A 14084-nucleotide genomic window follows, 5' to 3' on the forward strand; every position below is an offset into this window, starting at 1 on the left:
GTTTGCCTAACCTAAATCTTGATTCCTGAAGGCGGCGTGATGTCAAATGGACGGCATGGGCAATGCATCCGGGATCCCCATCGGCGAGGCTGCGGCTCTCTACGGACTCGCGCCGTCGACACTGCGCTGGTGGGAGGCCCGACGGGTGCTCCCCGAACCGCCGCGCGTCAACGGACGCCGGGTCTACACCGAGGCCGATCTGCGCCGCGTCGGCCTCGCGTACCTGTGCAGCGTCACGGGGGCTATGCCGCTGGAGCAGGTGGCCGTGGTGACCAACGGGGCAGGGAACGCGGAATGGCAGAGAGCCGTCATCGAGCAGGCGGCGGACATCGAAAACAGGATCGGGCGACTGCGGAGTGCGCACGCGTACCTGCTCCACCTGCTCAAGTGCCCGGACGACGACATCCTCGCGGAGTGCCCCCACCTCGACGGCGAACTGGCGAGGCACACGCCGCGCGGGAGTGTCCACGCGGGAGGGACGGAGGGCGCCGCCGCCCCGCCGGGTCCGGTCCGACGCCCGGCGCCGGGCCGCCGACTCCATGACGAAAAGGCCTTCCGGCGTGACGAAAGGGGCAGAGCGGCGGGCCTGTGCGCGGTCTGCGCCGAACCCGTTGTCCAGCCGGCCCACGGCCGACGCCGGCGGTACTGCTCCCGCGCGTGCCGGCAGCGGCGGTACCGGGAGCGGGCGGCCCGGCGACAGGTCGGCCCGCCCGCTCCGCAGGCGACCGCCCTGCCAGATCCCGGATCCCCCCGGTAGGACCGGTGACGGCCGTCCGCCCGGGACAGGGGGAAGACCCCTGTCCCGGGCGGACGGAGCGGGCCCGTGGTGGCCCTGCGGCGTGCCGGCCCGGGACGGTCAGCCGTGGGCCCCGGCCTTCGGCCTGTCGGGGGAACCGGGGGCGTCGCTGCCCTCGGCGATGCCGCTCAGCACCTCGGAGGCGGCGAGCTCGTCGCGCGCGGCGAGCCGGTCGAAGCCGGTGACCGGGGGGTAGACGTAGCGGCCCAGGGTCGCGATGAGGATCGCGCCGATGACGAGGATGCCCATCAGGACGGGGATGACGGGGTCGTAGGAGCCCAGCAGGTCGTAGCCCAGCCCGAGGAGCAGCGGCCCGAAGGCGGTCCCCAGGAGGAACGCGGCCTGGACCACGCCCAGGATCCGGCCGAAGTAGCGCGTGCCCAGGTACCGGCTGATGAGCAGGGCGAGCAGATCGCCCTCGATGCCGAAGGCGATGCCGATGAAGGCGACCGCGACGGCGGCGCTGCCGAACGGCGGGTACAGGAAGAACATGCCCGCGATGGGGGCGATCATCACGATCGGGCCGATGACGGTTCCGGGCACGCGGTCGACGATGAAGCCGCCGGCCACGCGTCCCACCAGCGAGGCGAGGCCGAAGACGACCAGCAGGGCGGCCGCCTGCTCGGCGCTCAGCCCGCGGTCGGTCATCATCGGCACGAGGTGGACCTGGAGGCCGTGGACGACGACCCCGACCAGGCCCAGCCCGACAGCGATGCTCCAGAACTGCCGGGTGCGGAACACCTCGCGGACCGTCAGGCCGGGGAGCTGGAGGCTGACGTCGCGGCCCTCCACCCGCATCTCCTGGACGAGTCGTCCGCGGACGTGCCGTTCCGCGCGGGCGCGTACGAACAGGGTGACCATCGTGACCGACACCAGGACCGAGATCAGCGCCATCACGCCGTACGTCATCCGCCATCCGACGTTCTCGATGAGCGTTCCGGCCAGCAGCGGGGCCAGGGCCGAGCCCAGCCCGATGATGCCCGTCACCACGCCGACGGCGAGGGCGCGGTTGTTGTCGAACCAGCTCACCACCGCCCTGGTGGCGGGTACCGCCGTTCCGGCCCCGAAGAACCCCACGAAGAAGCACGGGATGAAGTAGACCCACTCGACCGGCGGCACCAGCCCGACCAGCGCCATCGAGGCCGCGAACAGCACGAACCCCGGCACGAGGATGTAGCGCGCGGCGAAGCGGTCCACGAGCTGCGCGACGATGATCAGGCCGATCGCCATCCCGACCGCCGCGACCGAGAACGCCCCGGTCACGGTCGTGCGGCTGAAGCCGGTCTCCTCGACGATCGGCAGCACGAACAGGCCGATGGTGGCGAGGTACATCTGGGGGCCGACGGCGTTGGAGGTGCCACCGCCGACCACCACCCACCAGGGGCTTCTCGGTCTCGTTGCGCGGGGGGTGACAGTGCTCATGCGGACTCCGTGGGTAGTGGGGCGGTCGTGCGAACGGCGGTCAGGCGGCGAGGAAGGAGACCTCGGCCAGTTCCTCGGAGACCTGCCAGACGCGCGCCGCCTCCTCCGCGCTGCGCAGCGTCGGGTACAGCCGCTGCTCGGAGGGCGGGCCGCCCAGCCTTCCGAAGCCGCTGGGGCTGTAGAGCGCACCCGGCTTGGAACCGGGGTCGGTCGCGGCCATCAGCGCGGGCAGCTTCGCCGACTCGAGGGTGCCCAGCAGGATCCCGCGGGCCGACAGGGCCCGGATCCGGCGGATGTGCGGGGTGTCCTCGTTGCGGCCGAGCTCGGGGCGGGCGGCCAGGAGGCTCGTGGGGGCCACCCCGGGGTGGGAGAGGTTGCTGGTGATGCCCCACCCGTGGGCCTTGCTGCGGCGGTCCAGTTCGAGGCCGAACAGCCCGAACGCGATCTTGGACTGGCTGTACGCGCGCATCCCGTCGTAGGAGTGATCCCAGTTGATGTCCTCCCAGTTGATGGAGCCGCGGCGCGCGGCGACACTGATCTGCGAGGTCACCCGTGCCCGGCCGGCGCGCAGCAGCGGCAGGAGCCGGCCGACCAGGGCGAAGTGGCCGAGGTGGTTGGTGCCGAACTGCAGCTCGAACCCGTCGACCGTGGTCTGGTGGTTCGGGGGCCGCATCACGCCGGCGTTGTTGATGAGGATGTGGATCGGGCGGCCCTCCTCGCGGAGCGTGTCGCCCAGGGCGGCGACCGAGGCCAGCGAGGAGAGGTCGAGGCTGCGGGTCGACACCCGCGCTCCCGGGTGGTTGCGGCGGATCCTCTCGACCGCCTTCTCCCCCTTGGCGGTGTTGCGGACGGGCAGGATGACCTCCGCGCCGGCCGCGGCCAGCCACTCGGCCATTCCCAGGCCCATGCCGTCGCTCGCGCCGGTCACGACCACCAGCTTCCCGGTCAGGTCGGGCACGGTGATGTCGATGGTTCGACGTGGCATTGCTCTGCTCCTCGGATAGTCGATCCCTCACGCCGGTCGGGGGCGTGGGAGGCGTCCGGGTGTTCCCCTCCGCCGGGGGCAGGGGCGGGCAGGGGTCGCCGGACCGCGCAGTCCGGGAACGGGAGGGACCGGTCACCGACCGCCCCGCTTCCGTTCCCGGTTCGCAAGACCGATCCTCGGTCCTCGGCGGGGGAGTAACCACGGCCTCCCGATCCCAGGCTCGCGGGTCCACCCCTCGGGCCGGCGGACGAAAGGGGGGATCGGCGGTCCGTGGCTACACCCCCGCCGAGGACGGTAGACACAGAGCATGACCTTGGAAGGAATGCTGTGATCGATCGCACCGGGCTGGCGGAGTTCCTCCGCAACCGCAGGGGGGCGCTGCAACCCGAGGACGTCGGGCTCCCGCGCGGGCAGCGCCGCAGGACCACCGGCCTGCGACGCGAGGAGGTCGCGTCGCTGTGCCACATGTCGACCGACTACTACTCCCGGCTCGAACGGGAGCGCGGGCCGCAGCCCTCGCTCCAGATGCTCGCCTCGATCGCCCAGGGGCTGCACCTGTCGCTGGAGGAGAGGGACCACCTCTTCCGCCTCGCCGGACACAACCCGCCCGCACGCGGCGGGGCCGGCGACCACGTCGGCCCCGGCCTGCTGCGGATCCTCGACCGCCTGGACGACACCCCCGCGGAGATCGTCACCGAACTCGGCGAGACCCTGAGGCAGACCCCGATGGGCGTCGCCCTCACCGGCGACACGACCGGGTACACCGGGCCCGCGCGCAGCGCCGGGTACCGGTGGTTCACCGACCCCTCCGTGCGGGACTTCTACGCCCCCGAGGAACACCTGTTCCTCACCCGCATGTACGCCTCGGGCCTGCGCCAGATCCTCACCCTGCGGGGACCCGACTCACGGGCCGCGCACCTGGCCGAACTGCTCCTCGACCGGAGCGAGGAGTTCCGGCGGGTGTGGGGCGACCACGAGATCGGTGTGCGCCCCCACGACGTCAAGCACTTCGTCCACCCCGAGGTGGGGCGCCTGACGCTGAACTGCCAGAGGCTGATCGAACCGGGGCAGGCCCACTCGCTGCTCGTCTACACCGCGGACCCCGGGAGCGAGAGCCACGAGAAACTGCGCCTGCTCTCCGTCATCGGGGCCCAGCCGCTCCACTGAGGCCCCGGCGGGCCCAGTCCCCGGCCGCTGCCGGGGCCCGGGGCCGCTCGCACGGCGCTTCCGGTCCTGCAGGTCCCGGGACGACAGGACGCCGGGCACCGGCGCACGTTGGCGGCGCTCCGGCCCGGCCGCCGGGTGCTCTCCCGGGCCGCGGGCCGCCGGTGCCGCCCGCGGGGGAGTCCCTCATCCGATGCGGTCGGCCATGAGCTCGCCGACCATGATCACCGTGAGGTTGGTGTTGGCCCGGGGGACGGACGGGAGGATCGACGCGTCGACCACGCGCAGGCCCTCGACCCCCAGGACGCGGCCCTGCGGATCGACCACGGAGGTCGGGGCGTCGGGGGCGCCCATCCGGCAGGTCCCGACGGCGTGCTGGGCGTCGGCGGCCGTGGACAGCAGGTGGTCGTCGAGCCGGTTGTCGTCGTCGAGGGCCCGGAACAGGTCCCGGTTGAGGCGCTCGACCGGCTCCGAGGCGATGCGCGCGACCTCGTCGCCGCGCGCCAGTTCCACCAGCTCCCGGATGCCCGACCGCAGGCGCGCGAGGTCCCGCACGTCGGAGAGCATCCGCTCGTCCACGCGCGGGTGCACCGAGGGGTCGAGGGAGGTGAGGGCCAGGGACCCGCGGCTGTGGCACTGGTTGAGCACGACCCCGAACGCGCCCGCGCCGTGGGGCAGGGCTGCCCCGGCCATCGACAGGATGTCCTGGTTGAGCGCCACGTACATCAGGTCGTGGGCCCGGGCCGCCGGGTCGTCGGAGGTGAAGCGCACGCAGACGTTGGTGTGCCGGTGGTCGGGGGAGGGCAGGGCGGCCTCCGCGGAGAGCGGGATCGTCACGCCGACCATCGGGTGGTCCTGGAGGCCTTCGCCCACCGGCAGGTCCTGGCGCACCGCGAGTCCCAGCTCCCGCAGCTGACGCGCGGGCCCGATCCCCGACCGCAGGAGGATGGCGGGCGAGTGGACCGTCCCGGCGCTGAGGACGACGAGGTCGGCGTGCTCGCGCGCACGGACCCCGCCCGTGACCGCCTCGACGCCCACGGCGCGGTCGCCGTCGAAGAGCACCCGGTCGACCGTCGAGCCGCCGCGGATGGTGAGGTTCCTCCGGCCGCGGGCGGGCTCCAGGTAGGCGTCGTTGGTGCAGACCCGTCGCCCTCCGCGGGAGTTGACGGGGTAGGGCGAGACGCCGCTCGCCCCGGGCGCGTTCACGTCGGCGCTCCAGACGTGGCCGGCGGCGAGGGAGGCCGCGCTCAGGGCGGCGTCGACCGAGCCCCAGTCGCCCTCGGGCGTGCGGTACACCGGGATCGGTCCGCCGCGGCCGTGGTAGGGCTCGTCGCCGAACCGCTCGTCGTCCTCCAGCCTGACGAAGAAGGGCAGCACGTCCCGGGGGGACCATCCGTCGCAGCCCTGGCCGGCCCAGTCCTCGAAGTCGTCCATGGGGGGACGGATCGCGATCTGGCCGTTGACCGCGGAACTGCCGCCGACACCCCGCCCCCTCAGGAAGGGGGTCGCCGGCTGCCTCTCGGTCCGGGCGGCGTTCAGGCCCGACCACACCAGCTCCGCGCCGGCCACCGGGTCGAGCAGCGCGGGGACCGGGTTCGGCGACCGCCACACCTCGGGCATCCGGTCCGACGCGTAGTCGGGTCCGGCTTCGAGGAGCAGCACCCGCCTCCCCCGGGCGGACAGCCGGTCGGCCAGGACGGCCCCGGCCGAACCGGCGCCGACCACGATGACGTCCCAATCGTTCACGCTCATGTCGAACCTCCTGGTGTGAGGGGGCGCCGTCCCCGGGGCGCGCCGGGCGGTCGGGGACGGCCGCCGTTCACGGCGCGCCTCCGCCGCGCGGGCCCCGGCCGCGGACGGGATGACCGCGGCGACCGATGAGAGGGCCCACGGTCCCTGCCGACGCGCGGGTTCCGCCCCCGATCGCGGACGGGAACCAGTCAAGACCGTGCCGTAGCGGCACACTCAACCCCGGACACGCGCCGTGTTCCCCGGATCACGCCTGCGCCGGTCCCGGCCGGAGCGGCGGGCGGCGGGCGTCCTGCCGACGTCGAGGCCGGCCGTTCCGAGGTGGTGCCGCTCGATGAGGCGATGGGTCGGCTCGGACTGACCGAGGAAGACCTGGACGGCCAGTGACCCCTCAGCCCTACGAAGCGGCCTTCGAGGACCAGGCGCTCAAGCAGCTCGCCGAGCTCGGCAAGCCGGTCCGGACGCGGATCTTCCGCACGGTGCGGGAGCCGGCGGCGGACCCGCGCCCGGTGGGGAGCGTCCCGCTGAAGGGGACACCGATGCCTGCTTCGCGGGTCCCACCTCCGAGAGGGGGAAACGCCCGCCCCGCGCTGACCAGCGTGACGTGTCCCGGTGGCACTGACCCGGGACTGACCCGGGGCGGAGCGTCCGCCCTGGCCGACGGCGAACCCGTCCGGACCCGCCCGCGGACGCCAGAGGAAGCCGGGGAGCGAACCTGGCGATCGACACCTCCGGAGCGGTGGTGGTGCGTCAGCACGCTGACGACGACCCCGCCCGCACCCTGCGCACCGACGCAGCCGGGGTCGTGGTCCGGAGCGCGCGAGGACCCATCGGCGCCCGTGCGCGCGGGGACGCAGGCCGTGCGGCCACTGCGCGGCGAGGCGGTCCCGGTGTCCTCCGCGACCCTCCCGGGACGCGGCCGGTGGCCGCGTCCCCGTGTCGAGCCGCTCCGCCGCCGGGGCCCGGAGCGGCCGGGCCCCGGCGGCGCGGTCCTGTCCTCCCGGCACCGGCGGATCGGGCGGGGCGCCCGTGGGACCGGGGCGGTCAGTTCCCGGGGAAGGCGATCTTGATCAACTCCTCCCGGGGCGGTCCGTACTCGCGGAAGACCCCCTCGAACACCGAGCAGGTCATGAGGGCGGGGGTGCGGATGCCCCGCATGGTCATGCACAGGTGCTCGCCGCGGCCGATGACGGCGACGTCGTCCGTCTCCGTCACCTTGGCGATGTCCTCGGCGATGTCGCGTACCAGGCGTTCCTGGACCTGGAGGCGGTGCGCGTGGCGGTGGGCGATCCGGGCGAACTTGGACAGCCCGAGCACGTGGTCCCCGGGCTTGTACGCGATGGTCAGGACGCACGAGAACGGCAGGAGGTGGTGTTCGCACAGCGACCACACGGTGATGTCCGAGATCATGACGATCTGCCCGTCGGTGCGCAACGGGAAGTGCGTCTCGACCCGGCCGGCCTGGTAGTTGCTGAACTCCCGCCACCACCGGGCGAACCGTCGCGGGGTGTCCTCCAGTCCGCTCCGGTCGGGGTCCTCGCCGATCTCGACGAGGAGTTGCCGTGCCACGCTCTCCAGCGGATCGCGCACGGTGGACTCCTGAGGAAGGTCTGCCAGCGTCATACGCCTCTCCGATCGCCCCACAACGTGATGTGCAGTCTGGTGGTCAGGTTCCAACCGCGTGCCAGGACGGGGTCCCGGATCTGGGCGAGGGACCGGTCCAGGGCGTCCTGGGTCCGTCCCTCGGGCATAATCCAGACCGAGCCGATGCCGTACTGCTCGACGACCGCCCCGACCTCGTCGAGGTCGGCCTCGGTGCGGCACACGAACTTGAACGCGGTCCCCGGTACCGCGGCCAGTGCCTCCAGGGACCGTCCGACGATGCGCTTGCGCAGCGGGTCCCCCGAGTGGGCCAGCTTCGGCGACACGTTGAACCGCGCCAGCTCCGCGAGCCGGGCGTCCGGGGCGATCGTCCCGTTGGTCTCGATCTCGACGTCGTGCCCCGAGTCGCGCAGGTCCCGCACCAGCGGGTAGAGCCTGGTCTGCTGGTTCAGCGGTTCGCCTCCGGAGACGACGATCAGCGGAACCCCGTAGGCGACCAGGCGGTCGCGGACCTGCGTGTAGGGGATCTTCTGCAGTTCCTTCTTGGGGTCGTAGGCGATTCCGGTATCGCCCTTCCCGGTCCAGTCCCAGGTGTAGGGAGTGTCGCACCAGCTGCAGGACAGGTTGCACCCGCCCAGCCTGACGAAGGCGCAACGACGTCCCAGTGAAGGCCCTTCCCCCTGGAGGGTCTAGTGGGGCCGAAGATCTCGTTCACCACGAGATTCGGCGTGTCCATGGCCTCACCCCCTTCCGTGTTCGAGCGAGAAGCCGTGCTCATGGCCTGTACACCGCCCATGTCCTGACCGTCCCCGGGACGCGTGCCGCGCCCGGTTCCGGATAGCGGGACGCCCACCGTCCGGACACCCGGCGGCGCGGGTCGCGCGCCGTGGGGCCGAGGGTGAGGGCGTCGTTCGGATACCGGTGGTCCAGTTCCTGGCCCGCCCGGTGGGAGGACTTCCGGAGGCCGCCGCGGTCCCGTGCGGCCCCCGCGCCCGGTGCTGCCGCGCCGGCGGTGAGGGCCGGTCCCACGGCGTGGTCACGGCCGCGGGGGCGGGTGCGTGTGTGGTCCGGTCCCGGGCCGCCGGGTCGGCGGCCCGCCGGGAACGCGCACCGTTTCGAGAAACCGAAGGGCATGGATGAACCTCCCTGACTTCGAGGATGGGCGCGACGCTCCCCAAGCGCATCACGGTCACCACCGAGAGATCTGCGGAGCGCCGACGAAGGATGGTCCGCGGCCGGCTCCGGCGTCCCCGCGGGCCGGTCCGCCCCGGGCCCCGGGCGGGGAGCCCCCGGGCCCGCGCGCCCCCCTCCGCTCCCGGGCCGCGGGACCCGGGGGCGTCCCGCGCACACGCGTCGGGGCCGTGGCACGACGTGCCACGGCCCCGACGCGCGGTCTCGCGCGGTCTCGCCCGGCTCGGCTCGGCCCGGGCGGGCCGGTCAGGAGGCCCCGGGCGGCGTCGCGGAGGGGCGGGTCCCGACGCCCGTCCCGGCGGCGGACCGCTCCGTGCGGGGAGAGGTCAGGGCGCGGCGAAGCGCGCGTCGCCGTCCAGGTACTCGGTGGGGTCGGTGAGTCCCGCCTCCCGGAACGCCTCGGCCCGTTCGTAGCAGGTCCCGCACGTCCCGCAGTGGATGTCGCCCCCCTTGTAGCAGGACCAGCTGAGCCCCAGCGGCGCGCCGAGGCGCACGCCGTGCCGGGCGATGTCGGCCTTGGACCACGTCATGAAGGGGGTCTCGACGCGCGGTGCGGTGAACCCCTCGTTGGCGACCGCCACCAGGTTGCGCAGCGCGTCGACGAAGGCCGGGCGGCAGTCCGGGTACACGAAGTGGTCGCCGGCGTGCATCCCGAGCGCCACCGTGTCGGCCCGGCGGGCCACGGCCATCGACACGGCGAGGTTGGCGAGCACGGCGTTGCGGTTCGGGACGACCGTGGCGCGCATGGCCTCCTCCGCGTAGTGCCCGTCGGGGACGGTCACCCGGTCGTCGGTGAGGGCCGAGCCCGTGAGCAGAGACCCCAGCCCCGACAGGTCCAGCACGTGGTGTTCCGCACCGTAGTGGCGGGCGATCTCCCGGGCCGAGTCGATCTCCTTCCGGTGCCGTTGCCCGTAGTCGACCGTGAGGGCCACCAACCTGAACCGCAGCGCCGCGAAGTGCGCCAGCAGTGTCGTGGAGTCCATCCCCCCGGACAACACCACGACCGCGGTGAAGGGGTCGCGCGCGGCATCGTCGTGGAACGCGTCCTGTGCTTCCATCGGCATCTCCATCCCCATGGGGCGGCTCGGAGCCGGGGCGGCGCCCGGGCCCCGGCGGCTGTCATGTGGTCACAGTGTCGTGCGGGCGCGACCCGGGCACATCACGGCCCGCGACCGAAATGTTCTCGCGCGGTACCGAAGTGGAGCCGGACCCGGTCAGGGGCCGCCGACCAGGATCTCCCACGTCCCGGGACCGCCGAGGACCTTGCCGAACTCGCCCCGGCCGGAGATGCCGAGCTTGCGGTAGGCGCTCGACAGGTGCAGCTCCACGGTGCGGCGGGTGATGTGCCGGTTGCCGGCGATCGTCTTGTTGGCCTGGCCCAGGAGCGCGTCGATCAGGATCTCCCGTTCGCGCGGCGTCAGGGCGAGGATGCCCCGCACCGACACGTCCTGCGGGGCCCGCCCCTCCAGGGCCACCAGCTGGAGGCGTACGCGGTCGGCGAGGTCGCGCGCCCCCCGGTCGACGGCCAGCCCCGCCGACCGGCTCAGCGCGGCCACCGCCTCCTTGTGCCGGCCCAGCCTCGCCAGCACCGTCCCCAGCTCGGCGGTGGTCCTCGCCGTCTCGAGGTCGTGCCCGGTCCCCTGGAGCAGGTCGACCGCCGAGTGCAGCAGCTCCAGCGCCGCGGGGCCCCCGGAGAGCGAGCCCCACACGCGCAGTGCCCGCGCGCGCTCCTGCGGCGAGCCGGTCCCCTCGGCGAACTCCAGCTGCCTGCGGGCGACCCGCAGCGCCTCGTCGCGCGCCCCCGTCTTGGACAGGAGCACGGCCCCCTCGCTCCGCCAGCAGAGCGTCCCCGGCCCCGAGGCCCCCGCCTCCTCGCGGCGGCGGACGATCCCCAGCAGCTCCTCGGCGCCCTCGGTCAGCTCACCGGCCCTCACGCGCAGCCTCGCCCGGGCGAGCGGGACGTCGGCGTCGTACCAGGCGGGCGGCACGTGGCCCTCGTGGTGGTGGCGGCGCAGCAGGGCCTCCGCGCCGGAGGGGTCGCCCAGGTCGAGCTGGACGTTGGCCAGCAGGCCGACGAGGCGGGTCCGGAACCGGCCGTAGCCGTGGCCCGCATGGGTCGGCAGGTCCGACAGCCGCTCGGTGAGCACGTGCCGTGCAGCCTGGAGGTCGCCCGCGGCGTAGTGCCCGGCGGCCTCGGCGAGCTCGACCTCCGCACGCACCCAGCGGGGGAGGCGGTCCAGGTCGTCGACGAGCGCGCGCCGGCGCGCGAACGCCTCGGCCCGGTGGCCGCAGCCGACGAGCACGGACAGCGCGGCGGGGAGCGCCGCAGGGTGCAGCAGGAGGTCGTCCAGGTCGTGGTCCAGGGCCTCGCGCGCCTCGGCGAGCGCGACCGCGGGCGCCCCGTCCAGCTGGTGCGAGGCCAGCGCCCCCATGGCCGTGGCGGCGGGAGGGCGCGCCGCGTCGCCGGCGCCGCGGGCGCCCGCGGCGGGGGCCGTCGGCACGGGCGCCATGGACCGGCCGTAGGCCAGGAAGGACCGCGGCCAGTCCTCGCGCTCCGTGCCGGCGACCACGTCCCGCACCGCGTCCAGGACGGCGCGCTCGTCGTCGCGGCGGTCGTCCTCGCACAGCGTCGCGCCGATCAGGCCGAGCAGCCGGCGGCGGACCGACGCGTCGGCGGTGCGGCCGAGTATCTCCACCGCGGCGCGCAGCCCCGTCCGCCGGTCGAGTGCGATCCGGGCGGACGCGAGTTCGGGCGCGACGCGGGCCCAGGCCTCCTCGGTCCCGGCCTGGGCGGCGTACTCCAGGTAGCGGACCCGGTCCCGGGCGGACGTGTCGGGGGCCCGGGCGGCCGTGATCATGGCGGTCGCCGACCAGGGGGTGTCCAGGGGGACCGTCGACGCCGCCAGGTGCCGGGCCGGCCGCTGCCCGGCGTCGCGGCGCCGGTGCAGGAAGGTGGCGGCGGCCAGGTGGGCGGCGTTGCAGCTCATCACGGTCATCGAGCCGAGCAGTGCGGTGCCCAGCAGCGGGTGGCGGAGCGCCACCGCGTGGTCGTCCGTGACGAGGCGCATCCGCACCAGCAGGTCGAGCGTGGCCAGCGTGTCCTCCAGGGGGGTGCCGCTGAGGCGCGCCACGAGCGCCGGGTCGGCCTCGCCGGAGGTGGACGCCACGACGATCGCCTCGGCCACCCGCCGGGCCCGGTGGTCGACGCGGTTGGCCCGTCCGATGACCGCCTCGGCCACCGAGGGGATCACGGCCTCGCGCAGTGCGGCCGCCGTGCGGGGAGGGACCGCCTGGGCCCGTATCCAGTCGCCCACGGCGCCGACCATGAACGGGTTGCCGGCGGTGATCCGGTGGCACGTGTCCACGAGGCCGGCGTCGGGGCGGCGGCCGAGCCGCTCGTGCAGCAGCGCGCCTGTCTCCCGCACCGACAGGCCGGTCAGGGTGGCGGTGCGGGCGCCGAGCAGCAGGTCCGCGAGCTCGGAGGGCGCCACGGGGGGCTCGCCGCTCCTGGTCGAGGCGACGAGGGTCACCGGCAGGTGCGCGACGTCCCGCAGAGCGTCCCGGAGCCGGACGAGCGAGGCCGGGCCCGCCAGGTCGACGTCGTCCAGCGCGATCAGCAGGGGGGCGTCCCGGGTCAGCGACTCCACCAGCTCCCGGAACCCGGCCGGTACGCCGTCCGAGGCGGGTTCCCGCACGGGCGCGCCACCCGGGTCGACGCGGGCCCGCGGGAGCGCGTCGGCGCCCTCCGACCCCAGCGGCTCCGGGGGGCGGTGGTCGGCGGCCAGCCGGAGCAGGTCGTCCGCGAGCGCGGCGACCAGCCGGTTCGCGTGCCGGGAGCACGCGATGTACGCCGCGCGTCCGTCGTGGCCCGGTGCGGGACGGCACACCGAGGCGAGAAGACTGGTCCGTCCCACCTTGGCCTCCCCCGTGACCACGTGGGAGGTGAGCCCCGTGCGCCTGCTGTGGTGGTGGGCCGACCGCAGTCTCGCGACCAGCTCGGCCCTGCCCGCGATCTCACCGTGCCGTGTCGGCGTGTCCAGCATCGTCGTCCTCGTGATCGGAGAAACCGAACCGATGGAGCCCCCGTCGGGGCCGTGGGCCGGGGCGGACGGAGGCGTCCGCGCCGCCCCGGCACGGCTGTCGGGGGTCAGGAACCGGGACGGGCGACCAGGACCGCGCCCTGGTCGCCGATCCCGTGGGGGCGGGCGGCGAAGTGGCGCTCCAGGGCCGGCTCCAGGGCGGCCCTGACCTCGTCGGCCCCGGGGTGGAGCTGGTACCAGAAGTCGGTCAGCACGGTCGCCGCCTCCGCGGCGCGCTTCGCCGGCTCCTCCTCGGCGAAGCGGACCGAGGCCTCCGTGCGGTGCAGCGAGAACTCCCCGAAGCCCCGTTCGGCGAGGAGGCGGGCGGCCGTCGCCAGCAGGTAGCCGTGGTGGTCGCGGGGGTCGCCGGAGACGGGGGCGCAGACGTCGTTGAACAGCCCCAGGACCTCGCTGTCCGCTCCGCCGACGATCAGCACGATCTTCGCCTCCGGGGCGTCCGGGTCGCAGACCCGGACCATCTCCGTGACGGCCTTCCCGACGTCGTCGACGAAGGGGAGGACCCACGCGCCGTAGACGGCGTCGAAGGAGGCGTCGGGGAAGGGGAGGTCCTCGGCGGTTCCCGCGAAGACGCTCACCCCGGCTTCGGCGGCCTCGTCCCGCATCGACTCCACCAGTTGCGCGTGCGGCTCGACGGTGGTGCAGTGCCCGATCCGGGCGGCGACGGCGCGGGAGAGCTCCCCGATGCCGCCGCCGACGTCGAGCACGTGCCGGTTGGCGGCCATGAGGCTCTGGACGAGGGAGAGCTCCTCACCGCGTTCGAGCCTGGTCGCGAACCCCACCCATCCGTCGCCGGTCACCCTCCGCGGTCCGCGGAACCGGTCGGGCAGCAGGTCGCGGGGCCCCAGGGCGGGGTGCTCCAGGACCTGGGCGAGGGTGAGCCGCGTGTCCCCGGGTTCCCGGGGGGCGCTGCCGTGTGCCGGTGCATCCGCTCGTGCTTCGGTCATGCTCTGCGCACCTCTCTTAGCCGTGGGGGCGGGGGCCGTGTCCGGGGGAGTGCGGCCTTCTCCGCGGTCCCGTGTCGCCGGCGGCGCCGACCGCGGGCGGGAGCCCCCGTCCTCGAACGTCCCGGAACTGA

At 74.4% G+C, this 14084-nt stretch carries 10 protein-coding genes; 2 read left to right on the plus strand and 8 right to left on the minus strand.

What is annotated here, in order from left to right; all coding sequences use genetic code 11:
- The first annotated feature begins 55 nt into the window (after positions 1-55).
- Positions 56-757, plus strand: a complete 702-nt coding sequence (locus tag ACQPYD_RS11870; RefSeq protein WP_433701031.1) for a MerR family transcriptional regulator — start codon at positions 56-58, stop codon at positions 755-757.
- Between the two features lie 99 nt (positions 758-856).
- Here the strand turns inward: ACQPYD_RS11870 and ACQPYD_RS11875 are convergent, their stop codons facing one another.
- Positions 857-2218, minus strand: a complete 1362-nt coding sequence (locus tag ACQPYD_RS11875; RefSeq protein ID WP_433701032.1) for an MFS transporter — start codon at positions 2216-2218, stop codon at positions 857-859.
- A gap of 40 nt (positions 2219-2258) precedes the next feature.
- Positions 2259-3203: an SDR family oxidoreductase gene (locus ACQPYD_RS11880; protein WP_433701033.1), complete on the minus strand. Its 945-nt coding sequence runs from the start codon at positions 3201-3203 to the stop codon at positions 2259-2261.
- 327 nt (positions 3204-3530) lie between these two features.
- On the opposite strand from ACQPYD_RS11880, the gene ACQPYD_RS11885 reads away from it, so the two are divergent.
- A complete protein-coding gene (locus ACQPYD_RS11885) occupies positions 3531-4370 on the plus strand; it encodes a helix-turn-helix transcriptional regulator (RefSeq protein WP_433701034.1) in 840 nt (279 codons plus the stop codon).
- A 183-nt stretch (positions 4371-4553) separates the two neighbouring features.
- Here ACQPYD_RS11885 and ACQPYD_RS11890 read toward each other — a convergent pair whose 3' ends face one another.
- From ACQPYD_RS11890 to ACQPYD_RS11915, 6 genes are all read right to left on the minus strand, one after another.
- Positions 4554-6119, minus strand: a complete 1566-nt coding sequence (locus ACQPYD_RS11890; protein ID WP_433701035.1) for a GMC family oxidoreductase — start codon at positions 6117-6119, stop codon at positions 4554-4556.
- Between the two features lie 1041 nt (positions 6120-7160).
- The gene (gene folE / locus ACQPYD_RS11895) at positions 7161-7739 is read right to left on the minus strand and encodes a GTP cyclohydrolase I (RefSeq protein ID WP_330158019.1); all 579 of its coding nucleotides are present in this window, start codon (positions 7737-7739) and stop codon (positions 7161-7163) included.
- Complete coding sequence (locus tag ACQPYD_RS11900) at positions 7736-8383, minus strand: 7-carboxy-7-deazaguanine synthase QueE (RefSeq protein ID WP_433702029.1); 648 nt, start codon at positions 8381-8383, stop codon at positions 7736-7738. The genes folE and ACQPYD_RS11900 overlap by 4 nt, the downstream gene beginning before the upstream one ends.
- A gap of 852 nt (positions 8384-9235) precedes the next feature.
- On the minus strand, positions 9236-9967 hold the full coding sequence (queC, locus tag ACQPYD_RS11905; RefSeq protein WP_267949485.1) for a 7-cyano-7-deazaguanine synthase QueC: 732 nt from the start codon (positions 9965-9967) through the stop codon (positions 9236-9238).
- A gap of 156 nt (positions 9968-10123) precedes the next feature.
- The gene (locus ACQPYD_RS11910; protein WP_433701036.1) at positions 10124-12952 is read right to left on the minus strand and encodes an AAA family ATPase; all 2829 of its coding nucleotides are present in this window, start codon (positions 12950-12952) and stop codon (positions 10124-10126) included.
- Positions 12953-13056: 104 nt separating this feature from the next.
- Complete coding sequence (locus ACQPYD_RS11915; RefSeq protein WP_433701037.1) at positions 13057-13953, minus strand: class I SAM-dependent methyltransferase; 897 nt, start codon at positions 13951-13953, stop codon at positions 13057-13059.
- Between the last annotated feature and the right edge of the window lie 131 nt (positions 13954-14084).

Origin of the sequence: Nocardiopsis sp. CA-288880 (assembly GCF_050955985.1) — a bacterium.
GTDB classification, from domain to species: Bacteria; Actinomycetota; Actinomycetes; order Streptosporangiales; family Streptosporangiaceae; genus Nocardiopsis; species Nocardiopsis tropica.

What these genes read in the sequence shown, in the direction of transcription:
- ACQPYD_RS11870 (WP_433701031.1), top strand. Translation starts at nt 56, where the DNA reads ATGGGCAATGCATCCGGGATCCCCATCGGCGAGGCTGCGGCTCTCTAC.
- ACQPYD_RS11875 (WP_433701032.1), bottom strand. Translation starts at nt 2,218, where the DNA reads ATGAGCACTGTCACCCCCCGCGCAACGAGACCGAGAAGCCCCTGGTGG.
- ACQPYD_RS11880 (WP_433701033.1), bottom strand. Translation starts at nt 3,203, where the DNA reads ATGCCACGTCGAACCATCGACATCACCGTGCCCGACCTGACCGGGAAG.
- ACQPYD_RS11890 (WP_433701035.1), bottom strand. Translation starts at nt 6,119, where the DNA reads ATGAGCGTGAACGATTGGGACGTCATCGTGGTCGGCGCCGGTTCGGCC.
- folE (WP_330158019.1), bottom strand. Translation starts at nt 7,739, where the DNA reads ATGACGCTGGCAGACCTTCCTCAGGAGTCCACCGTGCGCGATCCGCTG.
- queC (WP_267949485.1), bottom strand. Translation starts at nt 9,967, where the DNA reads ATGGAAGCACAGGACGCGTTCCACGACGATGCCGCGCGCGACCCCTTC.
- ACQPYD_RS11910 (WP_433701036.1), bottom strand. Translation starts at nt 12,952, where the DNA reads ATGCTGGACACGCCGACACGGCACGGTGAGATCGCGGGCAGGGCCGAG.
- ACQPYD_RS11915 (WP_433701037.1), bottom strand. Translation starts at nt 13,953, where the DNA reads ATGACCGAAGCACGAGCGGATGCACCGGCACACGGCAGCGCCCCCCGG.